General features: G+C 72.2%; 18 protein-coding genes and 2 pseudogenes. 8 read left to right on the forward strand and 12 right to left on the reverse strand.

What is annotated here, in order from left to right; genetic code table 11:
- The 5 genes from ACP4J0_RS34255 to ACP4J0_RS34275 all read right to left on the reverse strand — a co-directional run.
- Positions 1-3,692, reverse strand: a 3,692-nt coding sequence (locus tag ACP4J0_RS34255; RefSeq protein ID WP_426602716.1) for a type I polyketide synthase, incomplete at its 3' end; no start/stop codon positions are given.
- A 267-nt stretch (positions 3,693-3,959) separates the two neighbouring features.
- Positions 3,960-5,573 (reverse strand): PH domain-containing protein, encoded by a 1,614-nt coding sequence (locus tag ACP4J0_RS34260; protein ID WP_426602718.1) that lies wholly within the window; start codon positions 5,571-5,573, stop codon positions 3,960-3,962.
- Entirely contained in the window at positions 5,570-6,070 is a 501-nt protein-coding gene (locus ACP4J0_RS34265) for a PH domain-containing protein (RefSeq protein ID WP_426602720.1), read from the reverse strand. The genes ACP4J0_RS34260 and ACP4J0_RS34265 overlap by 4 nt, the downstream gene beginning before the upstream one ends.
- 26 nt (positions 6,071-6,096) lie before the next feature.
- Complete coding sequence (locus ACP4J0_RS34270) at positions 6,097-8,925, reverse strand: AAA family ATPase (RefSeq protein WP_426602722.1); 2,829 nt, start codon at positions 8,923-8,925, stop codon at positions 6,097-6,099.
- Positions 8,926-9,186: 261 nt separating this feature from the next.
- Positions 9,187-9,939: a thioesterase II family protein gene (locus tag ACP4J0_RS34275; RefSeq protein ID WP_426602772.1), complete on the reverse strand. Its 753-nt coding sequence runs from the start codon at positions 9,937-9,939 to the stop codon at positions 9,187-9,189.
- Positions 9,940-10,186: 247 nt separating this feature from the next.
- Here ACP4J0_RS34275 and ACP4J0_RS34280 point away from each other — a divergent pair.
- The 4 genes and pseudogenes from ACP4J0_RS34280 to ACP4J0_RS34295 form a co-directional block, all read left to right on the forward strand.
- Positions 10,187-10,672, forward strand: a pseudogene (locus tag ACP4J0_RS34280) (ISAzo13 family transposase); the annotation flags it as partial.
- A gap of 141 nt (positions 10,673-10,813) precedes the next feature.
- Positions 10,814-11,878, forward strand: coding sequence for a lipoate--protein ligase family protein (locus ACP4J0_RS34285; protein WP_426602724.1), 1,065 nt, complete (start codon positions 10,814-10,816; stop codon positions 11,876-11,878).
- A gap of 445 nt (positions 11,879-12,323) precedes the next feature.
- A complete protein-coding gene (locus ACP4J0_RS34290; protein WP_426602726.1) occupies positions 12,324-12,986 on the forward strand; it encodes a hypothetical protein in 663 nt (220 codons plus the stop codon).
- Positions 12,987-13,329: 343 nt separating this feature from the next.
- A complete protein-coding gene (locus ACP4J0_RS34295; protein ID WP_426602728.1) occupies positions 13,330-13,752 on the forward strand; it encodes a cold shock domain-containing protein in 423 nt (140 codons plus the stop codon).
- A gap of 76 nt (positions 13,753-13,828) precedes the next feature.
- Here ACP4J0_RS34295 and ACP4J0_RS34300 read toward each other — a convergent pair whose 3' ends face one another.
- From ACP4J0_RS34300 to hydA, 3 genes are all read right to left on the reverse strand, one after another.
- Positions 13,829-14,260 (reverse strand): hypothetical protein, encoded by a 432-nt coding sequence (locus ACP4J0_RS34300; RefSeq protein WP_426602730.1) that lies wholly within the window; start codon positions 14,258-14,260, stop codon positions 13,829-13,831.
- 88 nt (positions 14,261-14,348) lie between these two features.
- Positions 14,349-15,350, reverse strand: a complete 1,002-nt coding sequence (locus ACP4J0_RS34305; protein WP_426602731.1) for a TIGR03842 family LLM class F420-dependent oxidoreductase — start codon at positions 15,348-15,350, stop codon at positions 14,349-14,351.
- Between the two features lie 10 nt (positions 15,351-15,360).
- Positions 15,361-16,806, reverse strand: a complete 1,446-nt coding sequence (gene hydA, locus ACP4J0_RS34310) for a dihydropyrimidinase (RefSeq protein WP_426602733.1) — start codon at positions 16,804-16,806, stop codon at positions 15,361-15,363.
- On the opposite strand from hydA, the gene ACP4J0_RS34315 reads away from it, so the two are divergent.
- Positions 16,805-16,969, forward strand: a complete 165-nt coding sequence (locus tag ACP4J0_RS34315; RefSeq protein WP_426602735.1) for a hypothetical protein — start codon at positions 16,805-16,807, stop codon at positions 16,967-16,969. The two genes, hydA and ACP4J0_RS34315, sit on opposite strands and share 2 nt — an antisense overlap.
- Before the next feature lie 64 nt (positions 16,970-17,033).
- Here ACP4J0_RS34315 and ACP4J0_RS34320 read toward each other — a convergent pair whose 3' ends face one another.
- From ACP4J0_RS34320 to ACP4J0_RS34330, 3 genes are all read right to left on the reverse strand, one after another.
- Positions 17,034-18,317: an aspartate aminotransferase family protein gene (locus tag ACP4J0_RS34320; protein WP_426602737.1), complete on the reverse strand. Its 1,284-nt coding sequence runs from the start codon at positions 18,315-18,317 to the stop codon at positions 17,034-17,036.
- Positions 18,314-19,156, reverse strand: coding sequence for a nitrilase-related carbon-nitrogen hydrolase (locus tag ACP4J0_RS34325; protein WP_426602739.1), 843 nt, complete (start codon positions 19,154-19,156; stop codon positions 18,314-18,316). The genes ACP4J0_RS34320 and ACP4J0_RS34325 overlap by 4 nt, the downstream gene beginning before the upstream one ends.
- A gap of 177 nt (positions 19,157-19,333) precedes the next feature.
- Positions 19,334-19,585, reverse strand: coding sequence for a helix-turn-helix domain-containing protein (locus tag ACP4J0_RS34330; RefSeq protein WP_398135859.1), 252 nt, complete (start codon positions 19,583-19,585; stop codon positions 19,334-19,336).
- 63 nt (positions 19,586-19,648) lie between these two features.
- Here ACP4J0_RS34330 and map point away from each other — a divergent pair, with 63 nt between their 5' ends.
- Together map and ACP4J0_RS34340 are read left to right on the forward strand one after the other, a co-directional pair.
- Positions 19,649-20,425 (forward strand): type I methionyl aminopeptidase, encoded by a 777-nt coding sequence (gene map / locus ACP4J0_RS34335; protein ID WP_426602741.1) that lies wholly within the window; start codon positions 19,649-19,651, stop codon positions 20,423-20,425.
- A 131-nt stretch (positions 20,426-20,556) separates the two neighbouring features.
- The gene (locus tag ACP4J0_RS34340) at positions 20,557-23,088 is read left to right on the forward strand and encodes an ATP-dependent Clp protease ATP-binding subunit (protein ID WP_426602743.1); all 2,532 of its coding nucleotides are present in this window, start codon (positions 20,557-20,559) and stop codon (positions 23,086-23,088) included.
- A 6-nt stretch (positions 23,089-23,094) separates the two neighbouring features.
- Here the strand turns inward: ACP4J0_RS34340 and ggt are convergent, their stop codons facing one another.
- Complete coding sequence (gene ggt / locus ACP4J0_RS34345; protein WP_426602745.1) at positions 23,095-24,897, reverse strand: gamma-glutamyltransferase; 1,803 nt, start codon at positions 24,895-24,897, stop codon at positions 23,095-23,097.
- Positions 24,898-25,048: 151 nt separating this feature from the next.
- Between ggt and ACP4J0_RS34350 the strand changes: the two are divergent.
- Positions 25,049-25,336 (forward strand): annotated as a pseudogene (locus ACP4J0_RS34350) (hypothetical protein); the annotation flags it as partial.
- Between the last annotated feature and the right edge of the window lie 136 nt (positions 25,337-25,472).

Below are 25,472 nucleotides of genomic sequence, written 5' to 3' on the forward strand. Positions count from 1 at the left end.
TCCGACCGGCCCACCGACACCGCACCACGCGTCAGACACCACAGCCGAGCACCCACCCCGGCATCACCCAGAGCCTGCACCAACAGCAGGGTGTCGGCGAGCCCGAGCAGCGACACCACACCCGCCCACTCACCACCGACCAGCCCCGCCAGCGCCGCACGATCCGCACCGGCCGCAACCTCGACCCGCCGCACCTCCGCACCACGCCCCGCCAGCGCACCCACCACCGGCCCGTCAACGTCACCCCCAGCCGGAACGACCACCAACCACGCCCCGGACAACCGCGTGCTCGATGCGTCGGCCAGCGGCTTCCACACCACCCGGTACCGCCAGCCCTCCGCCTCCGACTCCGTACGCCGCCTCCGGCGCCAGGCCGACAGGGCGGGAACCAGCTCGCTCAGCGGCCGGTCGTCGTCGAGGTCGAGTGCGGTCGCGAGGCCCGTCACGTCCTCCTGCTCGATCGCGTCCCAGAAGGCGCGGTCGGCGGTGTCCGTGCCGTGGCCCGTGTGAGCACCCACCTGGCCCGGGTTGCCGGTGCCCGGTGCCGAGTCCATCCAGTAGCGGGAGCGCTGGAAGGCGTACGTCGGCAGGTCGACGCGCCGTGCGCCGCTGCCGGTGAAGAGCCGGCTCCAGTCCACCGCCGCGCCGCGGGTGTGGGCGCGGGCGACGGCGGTGAGCAGGGTGGTGGCCTCGGGGCGGCCGGAGCGAAGGGCCGCGGCGAAGGCGGTGCCCCGGGAGTCGACGCAGTCCTGGGCCATCGCGGTGAGCACGGCGTCGGGGCCGAGTTCGAGGTACGTGGTGACGCCGCGGTCCTCCAGCGTCCGCATGCCGTCGTGGAACCTTACGGCCTCGCGGGCGTGCCGCAGCCAGTGCTCGGGGTCGGTCAGTTCGGCGGCGGTGGCGGCGCGGCCGGTGAGCAGGGAGACGAGGGGAAGCGCGGGGGTGCCGTACTCGATCACCTGCGCCACGCGGCGGAACTCGTCCAGCATGCCGTCCATGTGGAACGAGTGGAAGGCGTGGCTGACGACGAGCTGCTTGGTCTTGTGCCCCTGCGCGGTGAAGTGCGCGGCGACGCTCCTCGTCGCGTCCTGGTCACCGGCGATGACCACCGACCGCGGGCCGTTCACCGCGGCGATGCTCACGCGCTCGTCCAGCAGCGGCAGAACCTCGTCCTCCGACGCCTGCAACGCGATCATCACGCCACCCGTGGGCATCGCCTGCATCAGCCGGCCGCGAGCCGCGACCAAGGCGCACGCGTCCTCCAGCGAGAACACCCCGGCCACATGGGCGGCCGCGATCTCACCGACCGAATGGCCCGCCACGAGGTCCGGGCGCAGCCCCCAGCTCTCCAGCAGCCGGAACAGCGCCACCTCGACCGCGAACAGCGCGGGCTGGGTGTAGGCGGTCTCGTCGAGGAGCGCCGCCGCGGGCGTGCGCTCTTCCGCGAACAGCACGTCGAGCAGCGGGTGTTCGAGCTGGTCGTCGAGGTACCAGCACGCGTCGTCGAGGGCGTCGGCGAACACCGGGTAAGCGCCGTACAGCTCACGGCCCATGCCCAGGCGCTGGCTTCCCTGCCCCGTGAACAGGAACGCGAGCCGGCCGGTGGCGGGCTCGTCGTGGATGGCGTCAGGGGTGTCGGTGCCGTCGGCGAGGGCGTTGAGCGCCCGCAGGAGCCCGTCCCGGTCGAAGCCCAGAGCGACGGCGCGGTGTTCGAAGATCCCGCGGGTGGTGGCGAGGGAGTGGCCGATGTCGGCGGGGGTGGGTTCCGGGTCGGCGGTCACCTGGTCGGCGAGCCGCCGGGCCTGGGCGCGCAGGGCTTCGGGTGTCTTCGCGGACAGGGCCCACGGCAGGAGTGCCTGCGGGCGCGGTGCGCCGTCGTGATCGTCGGCCCCGGACCCGGAGGCGGCGCTGCCGTCACCAGGCACGGTGGTGGTGGCGGCTCCCGCGTCCTCGGCCGGGGGTTCCTCGATGATGGCGTGCGCGTTGGTGCCGCTCATGCCGAACGAGGACACGCCGACGCGGCGCGGGCGGTCGCCACGGGGCCAGTCGACGGGTTCGGTGAGCAGGGAGACGGCTCCGGCCTCCCAGTCGACGTGCGGGGTGGGCTCGTCGACGTGGAGCGTCCGCGGCAGTACGCCCTGCCGCATCGCCATGATCATCTTGATGATGCCCGCGACGCCGGCCGCGGCCTGCGTGTGTCCGATGTTCGACTTCAGGGAGCCGAGCCACAGCGGGCTGCCGTCGGCCCGGCCCTGACCGTACGTCGCGAGCAGGGCCTGGGCCTCGATCGGGTCGCCCAGCGTCGTGCCGGTGCCGTGGGCCTCCACCGCGTCCACCTCGGCGGCCGCCAGGCCCGCGTTGGCGAGGGCCTGGCGGATCACGCGCTGCTGCGAGGGGCCGCTCGGAGCGGTCAGGCCGTTGCTGGCGCCGTCCTGGTTGATGGCGGAGCCCCGTACCAGAGCCAGCACCGGATGCCCGTTGCGGCGGGCGTCGGACAGCCGCTCCACGAGCAGCATGCCGGCGCCCTCGCCCCACCCCGTGCCGTCCGCGGCGGCGGCGAAGGGCTTGCACCGGCCGTCGGGGGCCAGCCCCCGCTGGCGGCTGAACGCGATGAAGGAGCCGGGGCTCGCCATGACGGCCACGCCGCCGGCCAGGGCGATGGCGCACTCCCCGGTGCGCAGGGCCTGGACGGCGAGGTGGAGGGCGGCGAGCGAGGAGGAGCAGGCGGTGTCGACGGTGACCGTCGGGCCCTCGAAGCCGAAGGTGTACGCGATGCGGCCGGAGGCGACGCTGGCCGCGTTCCCGGTGACGAGGTACCCCTCGAACCCGTCGGTGGCGTCCTGGAGCCGGGGGCCGTACTCCTGGGTCTCCGCGCCGACGAACACGCCGACCGGCCCGCCGCGCAGTCCCGCGGGATCGACGCCCGCCCGGTCGAACGCCTCCCAGGACGTCTCCAGCAGCAGTCGCTGCTGCGGGTCCATGGCGAGCGCCTCGCGCGGGGATATACCGAAGAACGCCGCGTCGAACTGGGCGGCGTCGTGGAGGAATCCGCCTTCGCGGGTGTAGCTCGTACCGGCCCGCTCGGGGTCGAGGTCGTAGAGCGCGTCGAGGTCCCAGCCCCGGTCGGTGGGGAATGCGGAGACGGCGTCCGTGCCGGCGGCCACGAGGTCCCAGAGCGCTTCGGGGGACTGCACGCCGCCGGGGAAGCGGCAGCCGATGCCGACGATGGCGATGGGTTCGTCACTGCTGACGGCGGCGGTGACGGGCGTCGTGGCGGTGTCGTCCAGGCCGAGGAGCGCGGCGCGAAGGTGCCGGGTGAGGGCGGCGGGGGTGGGGTGGTCGAAGGCGAGGGTGACGGGCAAGCGCAGGCCCGTGCCCGCGGTGAGGCGGGCGTGCAGGTCGACGGCGGCGAGCGAGTCGAAGCCGAGTTCCAGGAAGGGCCGTTGGGGGTCGAGCACGGCCGGTGCGGAGTCGCGGAGCGCGGCGGAGACCAGCGAGACGACCCATTCGAGCAGGGCGGCGTGCTGCTCGGCGTCGGTCAGAGGGCTCAGCCGCTCCCGCCATGACGGAGTGTCCGCGGGAGCGTGCGACGGGACGTCCGGCAGGGCCTGCGGCAAGGAATCCTGGAAGGCATTCGGAGCGGATTCGGAAACGGCGCGGATCTCGGACGGGAATTCTCCGGACTCATTCACCATCGCACGCTCCATTACCCCCGGACAAGAACCCCAGACCAGGGGTCACTCTCGCATGCGGGAGAAGGGCGAGAAACCCCTACCAATCCCCTACGGGCCCCTAGGAGGCAACCGTGGACTTGCCCTTGGGCTCGGCCGCTTGACGTGCGACTGCACCAGGATGCGCGGAGAGGGGAGGCAATTGCAAGAAAGAACGGAAACTGCGGCCGGAATTCCCGGGAGCCGTATCCGCCGGCGCGGGGAAACGGGCTTCCGGAACCCTTTCCGTCACCGGCCGCCGGCTCCTCGCTCCACGGCTCCTCGCTCCACCCCGGCGCGCTCCACGGCCGCGCGTTCCGGGTCGCGTTCGAGGAACGGGGTGAGGAGCCCGGGTACGACCTCCTCGGCGAGGGCGAGCCCGTCGGCGACCCCGACGTCCCGGACCTTGTAGCAGCTGTCGCCCGCGGCGATCGTCGCGCCGAGGGTGAGCAGTCCCCTGCGGCGCTGGAAGGCGGAACGGGTGATCTTCCATCCGATCACGCCGTCGCGCTGAACCGCGGCCGTGCGGCGGGCGAAGGTGCCCGCGCGGACGACGAGACAGCGGTCGCGCAGGTCGTGGCCCAGGGCCCGGTAGGCATCGTGGGCGAGCACCAGGACGGTCGGCAGTCCGAGGAGCGCGGTGATCCAGGCGACGTGCACCACGACCGGGCCGAGCCACGGCAGAAGCAGCGGCGGAACGGCCACCAGGGGCGCGAGGACCAGCAGTCCGCGGTTGATCCTGCGGCGCAGGGCGGCCCGGGGATGCGCGGCGAACTCCGCCGTCTGCGTCGGTGACAGTTCCTCCGAGAGGACGTCGGCGGCGACCCGCAGGGCCTCCTGCCGCGGAACGCCGGGGGTGAGGGAGCGTCGGCTGCGGTTCTCCTCGCTGCTGCCGAGGCCTCCGGCGACCGCGTCGAGGCGGGCGGCACCGGCCCAGCGCAGCGGCATCGGCTCGATGAGTTCGATGCCGCGCAGGCGGCGGCGTTCCAGCGTGACGGAGCGGTGGACGAGCAGTCCGCGGCAGACCCGGTAGGCGTCGTCCCCCTCCCGCTCCAGCCGGTAGCCGCTCCAGCCTTCCACGAAGGCCGCGGTGGAGAGCGCAGCCCCGATGACGAGAAGGGCCACGACGGTCGCGAGGACGCCGAACCACCAGGGCACGGAACCGAAGCGGTCGCGCAGCTGTGTGACGACGGCGAGGTCCAGGGGGTTGATCTTCATCTCGCCCAGGACGCGCGCGACGGTCCCGACCCCGACGAGGACGGCGCCGAGCCCCCACGGGCTGAGCGGCGCGTAGCGGAGCCAGGCCCAGTCCACTTCGGCGACGGGAGGGTCACCGTCCTCGCCGGGTCCCGGTGCCCGCCGTCCTGTGCCGGCGCGCCCGCGCGGGTCGAGCAGCAGTCGGCGGAGGTTGTCCGCGTGGTTGCGGGTGACGCCGCCCAGCCGCAGTTCGCGGCCGGAGGGCGTGCCCTGTCCGCCGGTGCCGATCCGCAGTGACGCGAGGCCGAACAGGCGGTGCAGGGGCTTGGCGTGGATGTCGACGCTGCGGATCCGGTCGACGGGCAGGGATCGGTGGCTGCGGAAGAGGAGGCCGGAGCGCAGTTCGACGCGGCCGTCGGCGATCCGGAAGCGGGTGGTGAGCAGCCGCATGGTGCCGATCCAGGTGATCACCAGGAAGGTGGTCAGCAGGGAGCCGAGGGAGATGAGCGCCTGGAGACCGGCGCCCGTCTGGAGCAGCGTCAGGGCGAACAGGGCGAGGGGCCCGCTGAGCATGCCGAGGTTGACCAGCAGCAGTCGAGGACTGAGCCGGCGCCACCCGTCGCCCCCGCCCGTGCCGGCCGCCCGCTCGCCACCGTCCGCACTCATGCGGCGTCGCCCGGCGTGGCCTGCGTGGCCTGCGTGAGTTGCTCGACGAGATCGCGGGCGGTCCGCCGGTCGATGCCCTTGATCCGCACCGCGCCGGAGGAGGACGCGGTGGTGACGGTAACCCCGGAGAGCCCGAAGAGCTGCTGGATCGGGCCGCGGAGCGTCTCCACCGTCTGCACGCGGGACAGCGGCACGACCCGCCAGGTCTGCCACAGCCAGCCGGAAGCCGCGTAGACGGCCTGGTCCGACACCTCCCAGCGGTGGACCCGGTAGCGCCAGACGGGCATGACGGCCATGTACGCGACTCCGGGTACCAGAAAGGCCAGGAAGAGCCAGACGAAGACGAACCGGGCGGGCGGGATGAAGAGGTACAGCGCGCCGAACACCAGCGGCAGCGGGAGCGCGAACACGGCGGACTGGAGCGTCCACCAGCCCAGGGCGCGGCGGTCGACACGGTGGCGCGGGGGCCTGAGCCCGACTCCGCCGGTCTGCTCCACTTCCGTCTCCTCGGCCGATCGCGGACTCAGGCGGCCCCGGTGAGGCTCAGGTCGGACAGCCGGGCGGGGAGGTCCCGGCGCCGCTTCACGTGCAGCTTGCGGTAGATGCGGGTCAGATGCTGCTCGACCGTCGACACGGTGACGTACAGCTTGGTCGCGATCTCCCGGTTGGTGTGACCGCGTGCCGCCAGCAGCGCCACCCGTGCCTCGGCCTCCGACAGCACCTCGGTCTCCTTGGGCGGTTCGGCCTCGCGGCTGGTCGCCTCGGCGGCTTCGCTGCCGGCCTGGCCGCCGGGCATGAACTGCAGGCACAGCGGCTCGGCGCCGCAGGACTTGGCGACGTGCCAGGCCTTGCGGACGAGGATCCGGGCCCGGTGGAAGTCGCCGAGCGCCCGGTACGCGCGGCCCAGTTCGCCGAGCGCCACGGCGAACTGCAGCCGGTCCTCGCCGCCTTCCAGGATGTCGACGGCCTCGGTGAGCCGCTTGAGCCGGTACGTGAGGTCGCCTCCGGTGCGGGCGAGCATGAGCAGCAGCGCGCCGCGGGAGCGGCTGCCCTCCGGTCCGGTGTCACGCTGGTTCTGCTGTTCGGCGTACTCGCGGGCCCGTCCGGAGTTGCCGAGGGCCAGCCAGGCCTCGGCGGCGTCGAGCCGCCAGGGGACCAGCTCCACGGCGTCCATGTCCCATGCCTGCATCAGCTCGCCGCAGGTGAGGAAGTCGCGGAGCGCGGCGTGGTAGCGCCCGGTGGCCAGGTGGCAGCGGCCCCGCGCCCTGAGGTAGTGCAGACCGAGGAAGGTGGAGAACATCGCCTCGGGAACGGGCTGCTCCAGGAGGTTCATCGCCTCCTCGTGGTTGCCCATCTGGACCTCGGTCTCGATGAGGATGGCCAGCGGCAGCGCGATGCCGACACCCCAGCTCTGCGTGCAGATCCGCGAGAGGGCCTGGCGGGCCTGGGCCGCGGCGCCGGGCAGGTCGCCGCGGCGCAGGGCGATCTTGGCGCGGACGACGCCGAGCGCGGCGTGCCAGGTGGGGGCGTTGCGTGCGGAGCACTCGCCCAGGAGCCGTTCGCACCATGCGAGCGCCAGGTCGAGGCGGCCGGCGTAGACAAGCGTCAGCAGGGCGATGACGAGGGGCTGAATGGTGCGGTCGCCCAGGTGGTAGCGCTGGAGGACCTGGGTGGCCTCCGCGATGGCGGCGTCGGTCCGGCGCTCCCGCAGGGTCGTCAGGACGGCCTCGGCGGCCTCGACGTAGGCGCAGTCCGCGGAGTCGTAGGGGGCCGCCGCCGAACCGCCCGCGACCGGCGTGTGCGCGCCGCCGGGCCGTACGGATCCGGACGGGCCGGTGTCCGTGCCGGTGTCCGCGAAGAGCGCGGTCAGGGCCGGGCTGATCGTCGTCAGCCAGGTCCGGGCGGTGGTGAGGCTGGCCGGGGCGTAGGCGGGGGCCGCGGAGGCCAGTTGGTGCCGCAGGGCCTCGCCCGCGCCTTCGGTCTGTCCCATCCACACGAGCGCGGAGACGGCCTGGATCACGTCCCGGTCGGCGAGCCGGCCGGCCGCGAGTTCGCGGCACAGCTGCCGCAGGTGGTTCTCGGCGGCCGCGGGGCTGCTGCGCCACACGAGGCTGACCAGGCGGGATTTGAGGGCGGCGCGCTGCGGGCCCTCGGGGCAGGAGGCGACGGCCAGTTCCCAGCAGTGCTGGGCGAGTTCGTCCTCGTCGTCGACGAGCGCATACTCCGCGGCCTCCTGGAGGACGGGGATGGCCCACTCCTCGACGTTCTTGCGGGCGGCCACGAGGTGCCGGGCCACGTCGAGGGAGGCCGCGCCCTCGTGGTGGAGCAGCTTGGCGGCCCGCAGGTGCAGCGCGGACAGCGCGGCGGGCGGCGCCGCGTCCAGGACGGCTTCGCGGGCGGCGGGGCTGCGGAAGGCGCCCTTGTGGAGGACACCGCAGCGTTCGAGGTCCTGCAGCGCCTGCTCGGTGGGCTTGACGTGGAGGTCGACGATCTGGCTGAGCTGGACGGCGGAGCAGCCGTCGCCGAGGACGGCGACCCCGCGGGCGGCGGTCAGCATCTCGGGGTCGCCGCGGTGCAGGCAGTTGAGGACGGCCTGCTGGAAGGTTTCGCCGGGGGCGGCCGGGGTGCCGTCCTCCAGCAGTGCCTTGAGCAGCAGCGGGTTGCCGCCGGTCGTGCGGTGGATCTCGGTCGCGAGCCGGCCGGCCGCCGCCTCGGGCAGGTGGTCGCCGACGACGCCGGCCGTGCCCTCGGGGGTGAGCAGCCGGAGCCGGATGCTGGTGCAGTTGGGCTGGCGCTGCAGCTCGGCGTGGAAGGCGAGTTGGGCGGGCCGCAGCCGTACCGCCTCGGTGAGCACGATCAGCACCCGGGCCTGGCGTACCCGGCGGGCCAGGAAGAGCAAAAAGTGCAGGGAGAGCTCGTCGCCGTGGTGGACGTCGTCGACGGCGATGACGACGGTCCTGTTCCGGGCGAGCCGCAGCAGCGCGGTGGACAGGTGCGGCATGATGCGCATGCCCGCCTCGGTGCCGTCCGCGGCCTGTGCCGTCTCCTCCGAGGCGGCGTCGAGCAGTTCGGTGGCGTAGGCGTGGACCTCCGGCGAGTGGTGGCCGGCGCTGTCGAGGATCCTGCGCAGGATTCCGAAGGGGAGGAAGCGTTCGGAGCGGGAACCGGAGGCTTCGAGGACGAAAGCGCCGGCGGACATCGCCTCGTCGGTGAATCCCTCCAGAAGACTGGTCTTCCCACTGGCGACGGCCCCGTTGATCACGGCGACCCGTCCCCGGCCGCGCATCGCGCTGCCGAGGAGTTCGCTCAGGGTGCCCAGCTGCTTCTCGCGCTCGAACAGCTCTGCCGACACGGAGTTTCCCCTCCCGCTACCACACGCCTACGGAGGACGTGACGACTGCGCGCCGTGCCGGTGGGTCCGTGCCGTGCCGTCCTGTCATCTGTGCACCGCGGGGCCAGGCCGAACTGCCCGGCCGTTGTGCGGCCCTGCCCCATACGGTCGTCCGCCAGGACACCGATGTCCTGCCGTTTTCCGCCCCCGCCGTCGGGCGGGGGCGTCACTCGAACTCGCGGCCCGTCGGACGCGATCCCCCATGGTGCCGAAGCGCTTGGTTCAGTTCGTCCGAGCGTCCGCGGTCAACCTCTCGGAAACAATCTTCATGATGCGCTCCTGATGGTTCGCCAAAAAGAAGTGACCGCCAGGGAAACAGTGAATTTCAAGATCACTGGTCGTGTGCTTTCCCCAGGACTCCGCCTCTTCGCGGGTCGTTCTCGGATCCGCCTCTCCGGTCAGCACCGTGATGGGCGTGTGCACGACATCTTCCGGCGCGGCCCGGTAGTTCTCGATCGCGGTGTAATCGGTGCGAATTGCGGGCAGCACCATGCGGAGGATCTCCTCGTCCCCGAGAATCCTCGAATCGGTCCCGCTGAGTTCACGCATCTCCGCTACGACGCCGTCGTCGTCGCGCAGGTGCACCGTCTCGTGGCGGTGGCTCGACGGGGCGCGGCGCCCGGAGGCGAAAATCCGCACGGGGGTGACACCGTGGTCGCGCTCCAGTCTCCGCGTCACCTCGAAGGCCAGGACCGCGCCCATGCTGTGCCCGAAGAAGGCCAGCGGCCGGTCGAGCCACGGCAGGAGTTCCTTGGCCAACTCGTCGGCATAGCACGCCATGTCGGTGATGCCGGGCTCGTCCCTGCGGTCCTGGCGGCCGGGGTACTGCACCGAGAGGACGTCCAGCGCCGGAGCGAGCGCCTGCGACATCGGGAAGTAGAAGGAGGCCGAGCCACCGGCGTGCGGCAGACAGACCAGTCGGACCTGGCTCCCCTCCGACGGGTGGTAGCGGCGGATCCAGCGGCTGGAGGCCATGTTTTCTGCCAACTGACTGAAACTTTCCACTCAACGTCGGGACGCGATCACGCGCTCGATGCCGCGGCGGCATGAACACGTTTCCTTCACAGCGCCATGTCTAGCAGAGGCACCAAGCGGCGGAGTACCCCTAATCGGCACCCCTACATGCCCGGAACACCCCCTGGCCCGGGGAGCTGCCGAACGGTGGCCGGAGCGGCCGGGGTGGCGGAGTCCACGGTGTCGCGGGGGTAAGCGGGAGCTGTAGTGGCACGGCACCTGGAACCACACCCTGCGCCCCGAACCACTCGCTCCTGAATTGTCCCTGTCCAGCGTCGAGTTCGGACGTTTTCCCGCCGGCGACAAGCTCCCCATGTGGCTGCGGCACCCCAGCCTCACCGGACTCGAACCCGCCGCCTTCGACGATCTCGCCGCCCGTTACCAAGCCTGGTGTGCCGAGCACCCGCCGATCTTCTTGCCCGGCGAACGTCCCGACGGCGGCCCCGGCGCCGGCAGCAGACGACCCTCCGCCGCCGACCGGCTTGTCGTCTTCCTTCTCACGAAGCGCCGGTCCATGGCCCAGACGCCACTGGCCGAGGCAACCGGCCTGGCCAAGAGCCGGATCGGCGCGACCCTCCGGGAGGCCACACCCGTGCTCACCGCGCTCGGGTACGCGGTCCCGGCCGGCACCCTCACCGTGACCACGGCACAACAGCTCGCCGAGATCGCCGGGCACGACCTCACACCCCCATAATCCTCACCAAGATCCAGAAGCTCTTGTTCGGCAGCCCCCACGGGCGATCGTTAAGGTGCAATCCGAAAGATGTACGCATCTGTCCGAACACCGGAGCAGCAGGCTCAGGGTACGTACAGCGCACTGGAAGGAAACGAAGCCGTGCATGGCGAGTACAAGGTGCCCGGCGGCAAGCTGGTCGTCGTGGATCTGGATGTCGAGGACGGTGTCCTGCGCAACGTACGAGTCGCCGGGGACTTCTTCCTGGAGCCGGACGAAGCGATCCTCTCGATCAACACAGCCCTTGAGGGTTCACCCTCATCGACGGACGCCGCAGGGCTGGCCGCCCGGATCACGGCGGCGCTGCCGGAGTCGACCGTGATGTTCGGGCTGACAGCAGAGGGCGTCGGCATCGCCGTCCGGCGCGCTCTGGCCCACGCGACCGAGTGGAGCGACTACGACTGGCAGCTGGTGCACATGGAGCCGCAGGCACCGGCCCTGCACATGGCGCTGGACGAGGTGATCACCGCCGAGGTGGCCGCCGGGCGACGAGCCCCGACCCTACGGGTATGGGAGTGGGCCTCGCCTTCCGTGGTGATCGGCAGCTTCCAGTCCCTGCGGAACGAGGTGGACCCCGAAGGGGCCGCGAAGCACGGGATGACCGTGGTTCGCCGTATTTCCGGTGGTGGGGCCATGTTCGTAGAGCCCATGAGTACGATCACGTACTCCCTGTCCGTGCCGGAGTCCCTGGTCTCGGGCCTCTCCTTCGCAGACAGCTACGCCTACCTCGACGACTGGGTGCTCGGCGCACTCGGCGACATGGGCATCAAGGCCTGGTACCAACCCCTGAACGACATCGCCACCGAGGCCGGCAAGATCGCCGGTGCGGCCCAGAAGCGCATGGTGGGCCCTGATGGCGGTCCTGGAGCCGTCCTCCATCACGTGACGATGTCCTACGACATCGATGCCGACAAGATGCTCGAGGTGCTCCGCATCGGCAAGGAGAAGATGTCCGACAAGGGCACCAAGAGCGCCAAGAAGCGTGTCGACCCGCTCCGCCGGCAGACGGGCCTCGCGCGGGAGCAGGTCATCGAGAACATGGTCGCCTCCTTCCGCAATCGCTACGGGCTGACCACCGGCGAAGTCACGGCGGAAGAGATGGCCCGTGCGGAGGAACTGGTGCGGACGAAGTTCGCGACCGAGGAGTGGACCGCTCGCGTGCCGTGAACGCCGCGCCCTGCCGGGTGCCGCCTCGCACCCGGCAGGGCGAGTAGGCCCTTGCCCGTGATCACGCCGGCTCATAGTGTCTTCCCCGTCCGGCCTTCGTGGAGCCCGGCAACACGATCACCTACTCGCTGTCCGTGTCTGGTGTGCTCCGCGCGCCGCCACCGGGCCCCGGCTCGGTGGCGAACACCCACGCGCTGCGAGCCACCGGGTCCGTTCGCCGCCGACGGCCGGCTACGGGCGGGGTAACGGGTGCGGGCCCGGCGTGTGGCCGGTGACGCCGCCCGGCCAGACGGCCCCCTCGTCCGGACCGGGCGCTCCCGTTCGCCTGCGTCACCGCGCGGCCACGCACCGAGTTCGCCCTTCCGCCCCACGGGGTCTCGTGTGACACTGGCGTCCCGTCCGCAGTGCGGACCGTCTCCGCACCGTCCCCCACGAGAAGTGCGCCGTGCGTTCTCTTCCCCTGCCGCTCGCCCTGACCGCTCGTCTGGCGCCGGTCGCCGTGCTCGCCACGGCGGGCTGGGCGCTGTCGTCCGGGCCTGACACGACATCGGCCGCGAAGGACCCGACCCCGCCCGACACCGCGAACCGGTCGGCCTCCGCACCGGCGACCGCGGCGGTGACGAAGACGTACGCCGCCGCCCCGGCGCCCTGCGAGAGCCTGGCCGGGAAGACGGTCGCCTCGCTCGTCCCGGGTGCCGAGGCGGACGGCAAGGAGATTCCGTCCACGGACACCGAGGTGCGGCGCACGTGCTCCTGGAACGCGCTCAAGGGGTACGACTACCGCTGGCTCGACGTCTCCTTCGAGGTGATGGAGTCGGACGAGGCGGCGCGGAAGTCGTACGAGGAGCGGACCGCCGACAAGGGGGGCGGGGGCGCGGTACCCGGTCTCGGTGACGCGGCCTACTCCGTCGTGAACCTCACCACCGAGGACAAGCAGCAGACGCGTGAGGGCACCGTGATGACCCGTGCCGCCAACGCGCTGGTGATCATCACGTACAACGGCAGCGACTTCGAGACGCGGAAGGCTCCCAGCACGGAGGAGATCAACAAGGGGGCCATCAAGGCCGCCAAGGAAGCCGTGTCGGCCCTGGAGAGCGGCGGGGGCTGACCCTGCCGCGAGGGCCGGCGCCTGCACGGGGCCGGTCCGTCCTCGTCCGGGGCCTGGCAGCCCGCCGCGCATCTCCGAACGGCCGGTCGTCCGGGTACGGGAGCGCACTCGACGCCAGGCCCATGAGTTCGGGACGCGTGGTACCACCCGGATGCTTTCGTCGCCGTCAACCGGTCCGGTGCAGGGCGTCGTTGACAAGGCCGCCGCTCTCGGGCACGTGGTCGTGGAGGACGAGGTGCCCGCCGGCCGGGCGACGCGGCACTGTAGGTTCCCCTCTCGAGGTGTGCTCTGTGCGAAGCCCCTCTGCTGTAGTGGTCCGATGTCGGAGGTGTGTGCTGTGTTGATGACCGGCAAGGTTGTGCGTTTTGACGAGATCCGCGGCTACGGGTTCATCGCACCCGCGGACGCGGGTGAGGACGTCTTCATGCACGCGAACGACCTGCTTGACGAGAAGTACCTCTACCAGGAAGGCCGCGAGGTCGAGTTCTTCCTCGAGCAGGGGGACAAGGGCCCCAAGGCCTCGCAGATCCGCCTCGTCCACCAGCCGACGGCGATTCGGCTGCCCTCCCGTCCGGCCGGCGCCCCGGACGACCGGCAGGCCGTCCGGGGCGCCGGTGGAGACGGCGCGACGGACGCCGCGCGGTTCCGCGCCGAACTCACGGAAGCCCTGCTCGACTCGTCGGGCACCCTCACGGCGGACCAGATCAAGCAGGTCCGCGAGTGTGTCGTCGCCCTGGCGCGGAAGCGGGGCTGGGTCGCCCACTGACAAGGGATCAGCAGGGGGACGCGCGCACGCTTCCCCGCCCTGTCCGTGACCGGCGCCGGGCGCCCGGCGCCCGGCGCTAGAGCTCGTAGTCCTGGGCCGACTCCTCCCAGCGAAGACCGCGAAGCGCGAGGTCGGCTTCCTCGCCCGACGGGACGTCCACCGTGGTCTGGAACCAGACCACGGTGAGGGCGGAACGGTGCAGCACCGGGTCGAGCCCAGGGGCGACCGCTGTCGAGCGGAAGGCGCCGACGCAGGCCACGGAAGGCAGCATCTCGACGGGTCCGAAGGCGCCGGCGGGCTGATCCGGATACTCGCGGGAGGGCGGGACCAGATGGACCGGCGTGGCGGGAAACGCACGTTCAGCCTGCCTCTGGAGGCTCCTGACGCGCATATCGTTGATGCGCTTGCACGGGTGGCCCTCCAGCATCCCCTCATAGGTCGAAGACATCCGCAGCTCGGTGAGCGCGATCGAACGTCCGGACAAGAGGGCCACGTGGCTCAGCGACATGCGGACACCCTATGCGCAGGATTCCCTCCCGATACACGGCCTGACGGCCGCTCCCCTCACCGCTCCGGAGCCGTGGTGAGCCCCGGGCCTACGCGTTCAGTGCCGGGAGGACCTCCGCGCCGTAGGCGTCGATGGTCGCCTCCTTCGCGTCGTGCATGGCGTAGACGGCGAACTGGTCGACGCCCAGGTCGCGCAGGGCCCGGAGCCGGTCGACGTGCGCCCGGGGCGGGCCGAGCAGGCAGAAGCGGTCGACGATCTCGTCGGGGACGAAGTCGGCGGACGGGTTGCCGGCGCGGCCGTGGTGGCCGTAGTCGTAGCCGTGCCGCTCCTTGATGTACGCGGTCAGCGCCTCGGGGACCATGCCGGAGTGCTCGCCGTAGCGGGAGACGAGGTCGGCGACGTGGTTGCCGACCATGCCGCCGAACCAGCGGCACTGCTCGCGGGCGTGGGCCAGGTCGTCACCGACGTAGGCGGGGGCCGCGACGCAGACGGTGACGGAGACGGGGTCCCGGCCGGCGTCCGCGGCGGCGGCGCGCACCGCCCTCACCATCCACTCCGTCAGGTACGGGTCGGCGAGCTGCAGGATGAAGCCGTCGGCCTTCTGCCCGGCCAGGGCGAGGGCCTTGGGCCCGTACGCCGCCATCCAGACCGGCAGCCTGCCGTTTCTCACCCACGGGATCCGCAGTGGCTGCCCCTCGATCTCGGTCTCGCGTCCCTCGGCGAGGTCGCGGATGACGTCGATCGCCCGGCCGAGCGCGGCCAGGGTGTGGGGCCGGCGGCCGGCGACCCGCATCGCGGAGTCGCCTCGGCCGATGCCGCAGACGGTGCGGTTGCCGTACATGTCGTTGAGGGTGGCGAAGGTGGAGGCGGTGACCTCCCAGGTCCTGGTGCCCGGGTTGGTGACCATGGGCCCGACGGTCAGGTCGCGGGTGTGCTCCAGGATGCGGCTGTGGATGACGAAGGGCTCCTGCCAGAGCACGGCGGAGTCGAAGGTCCAGCCGTAGCGGAAGCCGTTGTGTTCCGCGCGGCGCATCAGCTCGACGACCGCCGACGCGGGCGGGTCGGTCTGCAGGACGATGCCGAAGTCCACGGCGGCCTCCCTAGCGGTCGAGGTACTGGCAGGTGGAGCGGGGGGTGTACGTGCCGTGGCCGGCGCGGCCGGTGTAGGTCCGCCGGTCCACGACGACCTCGCCGCGCGACAGGACGGTCTCCACCCGGCCGGTGACGCGCCGGCCCTCGTAGGCCGAGTAGTCGACGTTCATGTGATGGGTGTCGGCGGAGATGACCTGCTCGGCGTGCGGGTCGTAGACGACCACGTCGGCGTCGGCGCCGGGCGCGATGGTGCCCTTCTTCGGGTAGAGGCCGAACATGCGGGCCGGGGTGGCGCAGGCGATCTCGATCCAGCGGCGGCGGCTGATGTGCCCGTCGACCACGGCCTGGTGGAGCAGGTCCATGCGGTTCTCCACGCCCGGCATCCCGTTGGGGATCTTGGAGAAGTCGCCGCGGCCCAACTCCTTCTGGCCGGTGAAGCAGAAGGGGCAGTGGTCGGTGGAGACGACCTGGAGGTCGTTGGTCCGCAGTCCCTTCCACAGGGCCGCCTGGTGCTCACGCGGGCGCAGGGGGGTGCTGCACACGTACTTGGCGCCCTCGAAGTCCGGCTCGGCGAGGTTGTCGGTGGACAGGAACAGGTACTGCGGGCAGGTCTCCCCGAAGACGTTCAGTCCGTCGTCGCGCGCCCGGGTCAGCTCGGCCAGTGCCTCCGCCGCCGAGACGTGCACGACGTACAGCGGGGCCCCGGCCACCTGGGCGAGCTTGACGGCCCGGTGGGTGGCCTCGGCCTCCAGGAGCGCCTTGCGGACCTCGCCGTGGTGGCGCGGGTCGGTCTCGCCCCGGGCCAGGGCCTGCTCGACCAGGACGTCGATCGCGATGCCGTTCTCGGCGTGCATCATGATCAGGCCGCCGTTCCCGGCGGCGCGCTGCATGGCGCGCAGGATCTGGCCGTCGTCCGAGTAGAAGACGCCGGGGTAGGCCATGAACTGCTTGAAGGAGGTGACGCCTTCCTCCACCAGCAGGTCCATCTCCTTGAGCGTCTCCTGGTTCACGTCCGAGACGATCATGTGGAAGGCGTAGTCGATCGCGCAGTTGCCCTCGGCCTTCGCGTGCCAGGCGTCCAGGCCCTCGCGCAGGGAGTGGCCGACGCTCTGGATGGCGAAGTCGACGATCGTGGTCGTGCCGCCCCAGGCGGCGGCCCGGGTGCCGGTCTCGAAGGTGTCCGCCGCGTAGGTGCCGCCGAAGGGCATCTCCATGTGGGTGTGTCCGTCGACCCCGCCCGGGATCACGTACTTGCCGGTGGCGTCGACGACCCTCCCCCACCCTGCGGGCGGGTCGCCCCCCAGGTCGCTCCGCCCGGCCGTGAAGGCCGCGGCGGCCGGGGTGCCGGTCGCGGCGAGCGCCGCGACGCGGCCGTCCTCGATCAGGACATCGGCGTGGATCTCGTCCGACGCGGTGATGACGAGGCCACCGCGGATGACGGTACGGCTGCTCATGCTGTTCCCTCCTGTCAGGGCCCGGTTCGTCGGTCGCGGGCTGCGCGCGGTGCGGGCGGCGTACGCACCCGGCCCGCTCGTCGGTGTCGTCGGCGCGCGGCGCCCGGTGGTGAGCACCGCCGCGCCGCCGCCGGGACACCGGGACCGGGCGCCGGGCCGGTAGGCGCCGGCCGGTAGGCGCCGGGCCGGTAGGGGCGGGTCCTTCCCCTCCGCTCAGTGCGCGGTGGTCACAGGCTCCGCAGAGCGCGTTCCAGGATCGCCGCGCCCTCCTCCGCCTCCGCGACGGTGAGGGACATCGGCGGGGCGATGCGCAGGACGCTGGTGTCGTGGCCGCCGCCCTTGCCGATGAGCAGCCCGCCGGCGCGGGCCTCCTCCAGCACGGCGGACACGGCTTCGGGGTCGGCCCGGTCGGTGCCGGGCCGGGTCACCTCCACCCCGATCATCAGCCCGCGCCCCCGCACCTCCCGCACGTGCGGAACCTGCGCGGCGACGGCCCGCAACCGCTCGATGAGCAGTCCGCCGACGCGCCGGGCGTTGCCCTGGAGGTCGTGTTCCAGGAGGTGGTTGAGGTTGGCGAGGCCGGCCGCCATGGTGACCTGGGTGCCGCCGAAGGTGGAGATGCTGTTGGCGTCCAGGCAGTTCATGATCTCGGCGCGGGCGATGACGCCGCCGATGGACATGCCGTTGCCGATGCCCTTGGCGAAGGTCACGATGTCCGGGGGTCCGCCGCGCCCGTGGGCCTGCCAGCCCCAGAAGTGGTCGCCGGTCCGGCCCCAGCCGGTCTGCACCTCGTCGGCGATCCACAGGATGCCCCGCTCGTGCAGCACGTCCCGGAAGGCGGCGTACAGGCCGTCCGGCGGGGAGGTGAAGCCGCCGACGCCCTGGACCGGCTCGGCGATCAGCGCAGCGGGCGGGCGGGTGTGGCCGAGGAGGTCCTCGAGGTCCGCGACGCAGGCGTCGATGAAGGCACGGTCGTCCAGGTGGGCGTAGGGGCCTCGGGTGCGTACGCCGCCGTGGACGTAGAGCGTCTGGAGCGGGGACAGCGAGGTCGGGGACCAGCTCCGGTTGCCGGTGATGCCGACCGCGCCGAAGGAGCGGCCGTGGTAGCTGTTGCGCATCGCCAGGACCGTGTTGGAGCGCCGGTGGGTGGTGGCGAGCAGCAGGGCGGTGTCGTTGGCCTCGGTGCCGGAGGTGGTGAAGAAGACCCGGGCGTCCGGGATGCCGCTCACCTGGGCGATGCGCTCGGCGAGTTCGACCATCGGCCGGTTGAGGTAGAGGGTCGAGGAGTGGTTGATCCGCCCGGCCTGCTCACTGATCGCCTTGGTCACCTCGGGCAGGGCGTGCGCGGTCATCGTGGTGAGGATGCCGCCGAAGAAGTCGAGGTACCGGTTGCCGGCGGCGTCCCAGACGTGGCGGCCCTCGCCGTGCGTGATCTCCAGCGGGTCCTCGTAGTAGAGGGCGAGCCAGTCGGGCAGGACGGACCGGTGGCGGGCGAACAGGTCGCGGGTCACGGGCGCACCAGTCCCTGGTAGGCGTCGGGGCGGCGGTCGCGGTAGAAGGCCCACTGCTGCCGCACCTCGTCGATGAGGTCGAAGTCCAGGTCGCGGACGACGAGTTCCTCCTTGGTGTCGCTGGCGGTCTCCCCGACGAACTGGCCGCGCGGGTCGACGAAGTACGAGGTCCCGTAGAAGTCGTTGTCGCCGTACTCCTCCTGTCCGACCCGGTTGATCGCGGCGACGAAGTACTCGTTGGCGACGGCCGCCGCGGGCTGTTCGAGCCGCCACAGGTGGGCGGAGAGGCCGCGGTGGGTGGCGGAGGGGTTGTAGACGAGCTGGGCGCCGCCGAGGCCGAGCTGCCGCCAGCCCTCCGGGAAGTGGCGGTCGTAGCAGATGTAGACGCCGACCTTGCCGACGGCGGTGTCGAAGACGGGCCAGCCGGCGTTGCCGGGACGGAAGTAGAACTTCTCCCAGAACCCCTTGACCTGCGGGATGTGGTGCTTGCGGTACGTCCCGAGGACGGTGCCGTCGGCGTCGATCACGGCCGCGGTGTTGTAGTAGAAGCCGGACTGCTCGACCTCGAAGACGGGGGCGACGATCACCATGCCGGTCTCGCGTGCGAGCGCCTGCATGCGGCGGGTGGTCGGCCCGTCGGGCACGGGTTCGGCCCAGCGGTAGTGGGCGGGGTCCTGGACCTGGCAGAAGTAGGGGGCGTTGAAGACTTCCTGGAAGCCGATGACCCGGGCGCCCTGCCGGGCCGCCTCGCGGGCGTGCTCCTCGTGCTTCGCCACCATGGACTCGGTGTCGCCGGTCCAGGTGGCCTGGACGAGAGCGGCACGAACGACGTTGGCCATGAGCTGCTCCTTCGACACGACGTCAGAGCCTCTACGCCCGTAGAGCAGGCCGTAGAGGGACGAACGTAAGCCCGGCCGGGCGGGCTTGCCAAGACCATCGTCGTCAAGGCGCGGCGTCGATCGGTTTTCGCACCCCTGTGGGCGAGTGGAGGGGCCGGTGGGGTGGCTGGGGCGGTCTCAGACCCCCGCGAGCGAGCACCGCCCGGCCAGCTCGTCCATGGACAGCCCCAGCGCGCGGGCCAGCGCGACGACCGTGAAGAACGCCGGGGTGGGCGCCCGTCCGGTCTCGATCTTGCGCAGCGTCTCGGCGGAGAGGCCGGCCTCGGCAGCGACCTCCGTCATGCTCCGGTCGCCGCGGGCCGCGCGGAGCAGCCTGCCGAGCCGCTCGCCGCGTTCGCGCTCTTCGGGGGTCAGGGGGGTGCGCACCATGCCGTCATTGTAATACCGGTCCCCCGGAACGGACCCAATTCAAATACCGGTATAGTAATTGGCATGGTGGAACTGAAGACAGACACATCGATCGACGCCATGCACGCCGCCGGCCAGGTCGTCGCGCGCGCCCTGACCGCCGTACGGCAGGCCGCGGACGTGGGCGTGTCCCTGCTGGAGCTGGACGCGGTGGCACACGAGGTACTGCGGGAGGCGGGCGCCGGTTCGCCGTTCCTCGGCTACCGCCCCTCCTTCGCGCAGACCCCGTTCCCGGCCGTCGTCTGCGCGTCGGTGAACGACGCGATCGTGCACGGCATCCCGGACGGCTACCGGCTGCGCGACGGGGACCTCGTCTCCATCGACTGCGGCGCGACACTCGACGGCTGGGCGGGCGACTCGGCGGTCAGCTTCGTCGTGGGCACCCCCCGCCCGGCGGACGTGGCGCTGATCGAGACCGCCGAGCGGGCCCTCGCGGCGGGCATCGAGGCGGCCGTCGTCGGCAACCGCATCGGCGACATCGCGCACGCCATCGGCTCGGTGTGCCGAGGGGCCGGCTACGGCATCATGGAGGACTTCGGCGGCCACGGCATCGGCCGGCACATGCACGAGGACCCGGGGGTGCCCAACGAGGGCCGGCCGGGACGCGGCCTCCCCCTGCGCCACGGCATGGTCATCGCCATCGAGCCCATGCTGATCAGCGGCGGCCGGGACGACTACCACTGCGCACCCGACGGCTGGACCCTGCGCACCAACGACGGCTCCCGGGCGGCTCACGTGGAGCACACGGTGGCCGTCACGGACTCCGGTCCGCGGGTGCTGACCTCGCGCGACGGCCTCTGAGGCGGGCCGGGGGCCGGGGTTCCCGCACATGCCCGACGGAACAGAACGTGTCATGTTGGGCATGAGCGCACCCCGACCGGGTTACCCGGCCCCGGCACGTCGATCAGCGAAGCAGCGGAGGACCGGAAACGATGACCAGCGGCTTCATGGGCCCGGAGGGTGACCCGTTCGCGGAATTCCTGGCACGCTTCTTCGGCGGGCCCAGGCCGAGGCAGATCGACATCGGGCGGCTGCTCAGCCAGCCCGCCCGGGAGCTGGTGCGCGGCGCCGCCCAGTACGCCGCCGAGCACGGCAGCCGGGACCTGGACACCGAGCACCTGCTGCGGGCCGCGCTCTCCACCGAGCCGACCCGGGGCCTGCTCAGCCGGGCCGGTGCCGACCCCGACGCGATGGCGTCGCAGATCGACGAGCGGACCGGCCCGGTGCAGCACCCGCCGGGTGAGGCACCGCCGCCGACCTCGCTCTCCCTGACCCCGGCCGTCAAGCGCGCCCTGCTGGACGCGCACGAACTGGCCCGGTCGACCGGCACCGGGTACATCGGCCCGGAACACGTGCTCAGCGCCCTGGCCGCCAACCCGGACTCGGCCGCCGGGCACATCCTGAACGCGGCCCGGTTCGCCCCCTCGGGCCTGCCGACGGAGGCGCCGGACGCCGCGAAGGCCGGCCGCCCGGAGGGGCCGCGGTCCACGAACACGCCGACCCTGGACAAGTACGGCCGCGACCTCACCGACCTGGCCCAGCAGGGCCGGATCGACCCGGTGATCGGGCGCGAGGAGGAGATCGAGCAGACCGTCGAGGTGCTCTCCCGCCGCGGCAAGAACAACCCGGTGCTCATCGGTGACGCGGGCGTCGGCAAGACCGCCGTGGTGGAGGGGCTGGCGCAGCGCATCACCGACGGCGACGTGCCCGACGTGCTGGTCGGCCGCCGGGTGGTCGCGCTGGACCTGACCGGCGTGGTCGCCGGCACCCGCTACCGGGGCGACTTCGAGGAGCGGATGAACAACATCGTGGGCGAGATCCGCGCCCACTCCGACCAGCTGATCATCTTCATCGACGAGCTGCACACCGTCGTCGGCGCGGGCGGTGGCGGCGAGGGCGGCTCGATGGACGCCGGGAACATCCTCAAGCCGGCGCTGGCCCGCGGCGAGCTGCACATCGTGGGCGCCACCACGCTGGAGGAGTACCGCCGGATCGAGAAGGACGCGGCCCTCGCCCGCCGCTTCCAGCCGATCCTGGTGCCCGAGCCCACCACCGCGGACGCCGTCGAGATCCTGCGCGGCCTGCGCGACCGCTACGAGGCCCACCACCAGGTGCGTTACACCGACGAGGCACTGGTGGCGGCCGTGGAGATGTCCGACCGCTACCTCACCGACCGCAGGCTGCCGGACAAGGCCATCGACCTGATCGACCAGGCGGGCGCCCGCGTGCGACTGCAGTCGCGCACCAAGGGCACGGACGTACGGGCCATGGAGCGCGAGGTCGACCAGCTGATCCGGGACAAGGACCAGGCGGTCACGGACGAGCAGTACGAGCAGGCCATGCAGCTGCGCGACCGGATCACCGAACTGAAGCAGCGGATCACCGAGGCCGACGGCGGCGGCGAGGCCGACGAGGGCCTCAACCTGGTCGTCGGCACCGAGTCCATCGCCGAGGTGGTGTCCCGGCAGACCGGCATCCCGGTCAGCAGCCTCACCCAGGAGGAGAAGGACCGCCTGCTGGGCCTCGAGTCCCACCTGCACGAGCGGGTGGTCGGCCAGGAGGAGGCCGTACGGGTCGTCTCCGACGCCGTACTGCGCTCCCGCGCCGGGCTCTCCAGCCCCGACCGGCCCATCGGCAGCTTCCTCTTCCTCGGCCCGACCGGCGTCGGCAAGACCGAGCTGGCCCGCGCGCTGGCCGAGGCGCTGTTCGGCAGCGAGGACCGGATGGTCCGGCTGGACATGAGCGAGTACCAGGAGCGGCACACCGTCAGCCGCCTGGTCGGCGCCCCGCCCGGCTACGTCGGGCACGAGGAGGCCGGTCAGCTCACCGAGGTGGTGCGCCGGCACCCGTACTCCCTGCTCCTGCTCGACGAGGTGGAGAAGGCGCACCCGGACGTCTTCAACATCCTCCTCCAGGTGCTGGACGACGGCCGGCTGACCGACTCGCAGGGCCGGACGGTGGACTTCAGCAACGCGGTCGTCGTGATGACCAGCAACCTGGGTTCCGACGTGATCACCCGGCGCGGCGCGGGCATCGGCTTCGGCGCCGGCGGCTCGGAGGCGGACGAGGAGGCCCGGCGCGAGCAGGTGCTGCGCCCGCTGCGCGAGCACTTCCGGCCCGAGTTTCTCAACCGCATCGACGAGATCGTCGTCTTCCGCCAGCTCAGCGGCGAGCAGCTGCGGCAGATCACCAGCCTGCTCCTGGAGCAGACCCGCCGGATGGTGCACGCGCAGGGCATCACCGTCGACTTCACCGACGACGCCGTGGACTGGCTCGCCGAACGCGGCTACCAGCCCGAGTACGGCGCCCGTCCGCTGCGCCGCACCATCCAGCGCGAGGTCGACAACGAGCTGTCCCGGCTGCTCCTCGACGGCCGCATCGCGGAGGGCGGCCGGGTCACGGTCGACGTCGAGGACGGGCGGCTGGCGTTCCGGACGCCCGAGCGGCCCGTCCCCGAGCTGTGACCCGCGCTACCGGACGGGCCTGACCACCATCGCCGAGCCGCCGCCGCGCCGTTCCTTCTCGGCGGCGGCCAGCCACCTGCCGTCCGGCAGCCGCTGCACACCGGTCGCCGCGCCGATCTCGGGGTTGGCCCTGAACGCGTGCCCGAGCGCTTCCAGCTCCGCCCGCAGCCCGCTGTCGTAGAGCCCGGGTTCGAGCTCGGTCCGCGCGGCGTTGCGCTGGCTGGCGCGCGGGGCCGCGATCGCGTCGACGAGCGGGAGTCCGCGGTCGATGAAGCCGGTGAGGGTCTGGAGCACGGTGGTGATGATGGTGGCGCCACCGGGCGAACCGACCGCCACGACCGGCCTTTGCTGCTGGTCCAGGACGATCGTCGGCGCGATCGACGACCGCGGGCGCTTTCCGGGTCCCGGCAGGTTCGGGTCGTGGACGGCCGGGTTGGCGGGGGCGAAGGAGAAGTCCGTCAGCTCGTTGTTGAGCAGGAAGCCGCGGCCGGGCACGGTGATGCCGCTGCCGCCGGTCTGCTCGATGGTGAGCGTGTAGGCGACGACGTTCCCCCACCTGTCGGCCACCGTCAGGTGCGTGGTGTTCTCACCCTCGTACGTCGTCGGCGCCGCCGTGCCGCCGCCCGCGCACGGGGCGGGGTGCCGCGGGTCGCCGGGCGCGAGCGGGCTGGTGAGCACCGCGTCGTCCTTGATCAGGCATTCACGCGAGTCGGCGTACCGCTGCGACAGCAGTTCCCTCGCCGGTACGTCCTCGAAGGCCGGGTCGCCGACCCAGCGCCCCCGGTCGGCGAAGGCGATGCGGCTGGCCTCGATGAAACGGTGCAGGTAGCGGGCCTTGCTCGCCTTGGAGAGGTCGGTGCGCTCGAGGATGTTGAGGGCCTCGCCGACCGTGGTGCCGCCGGAGGAGGAGGGCGCGATGGAGTAGACGTTCAGGCCTCGGTACGAGGTCCTGGTCGGTGCCTGGAACTCGGCCTCGTAGGCGGCGAGGTCCTTGGCGGTCAGGTCGCCCGGGCGGGCGTTCCAGCCGGAGTCCGGGTCGACGGGCGGCTTGTTGACGGTGGCGACGATGTCCTCGCCGAGCTCACCGTGGTAGAGCGCGCCGACGCCCTCGCGGGCCAGCTCCTTGTACGTGCGCGCCAGGTCCGGGTTCTTGAACGTGGAGCCGACGACCGGGAGTTCACCGCCCGGCAGGAACAGCTCGGCGGTGTCCGGGAAGTAGCGGAACCGCTGTTCGTTGGCGGCCGTCTGGGAGCGGAAGGTGTCGTCGACGGTGAAGCCGTGCCGGGCCAGACGCTCGGCGGGCTTGAGCACGGAGCCGAGCTTCCGGCTGCCCCACTTGTCGAGGGCGGCCTGCCAGGTGGCGGGCGTGCCCGGGGTGCCGACGGCGAGGCCGCTGCTGACGGCGTCGGCGAAGGCGATCGGCTCGCCGTTCTCCGTGAAGAGGTGCTCGTCGGCGGTCAGCGGCGCGGTCTCCCGGCCGTCGATGGTGCGCACGGTACGGGACTTGGCGTCGTAGTAGACGAAGTAGCCGCCCCCGCCGATGCCGGCGGAGTAGGGCTCGGTGACGCCGAGGGCGGCCGCCGTGGCCACCGCCGCGTCGACGGCGTTGCCGCCCTTGCGCAGGATCTCGATGCCGGCGGCGGAGGCGTCCGGGTCGACGCTGGCGACCGCGCCGCCGTACCCGACGGCGACGGGTGTCTTCGGTGGGGCGGGTCTGCTCTGGGCGGCGGGCGGCGCCGCCGCCCCCACCGACACCACGGCGGCCGAGACCGCCAGGACCATCAGTTTCCGTGCGACAGGGCGACGCATCCGCACCTCCAGGGAAGGGCCGTTCGGGCAGCTTAGTTGATCGTCATGGCCGCGTCAGGAGCACGCGGGGAGCACCCGCGCCGCGGCCCGTCGAGCACCGGTACGCCAACGCCCGTCGGCATGCGCGCCCACGACTGACGACGTACGCGACATCGTCCCCCGGCATGGACCGGCCGGCATCGGCTGCCGCGCTGGGCCGGCCCGCCCGCACCTGCCTGTGGAAGCGCAGACTCCGCCGCAGGCAGGCGTCCTTCGGGTTGCCGGACGGTTCCGAGTCGCTGCCGGCCGTCAACCGGGACCCCGCCGCCTCCGAACCGGCGGTCCACCGCTTCGACGTCTTCGCGCTGCCGGACTGTCCGCGCCGCTCAAGGACTGCGGCGCGCACGTCCAGGTGGTCACGCAGGACATGGCCCACCAGGGCTCTGGCGAGCGTACGGACCCGGCGGACGCGCACTCGGCGCGAGTTCAGGGCCCCACCGGTGCCCGGCCGGGGGCACCGGTGCCCCCGGCTCAGTACCGGTACAACCCTCGCGGCCCGTCCCGAGTCTGATACGCCGCGACGAGGTGAGAGCTTG

Origin of the sequence: Streptomyces sp. WG7 (assembly GCF_049975785.1) — a bacterium.
Lineage (GTDB): Bacteria > Actinomycetota > Actinomycetes > Streptomycetales > Streptomycetaceae > Streptomyces.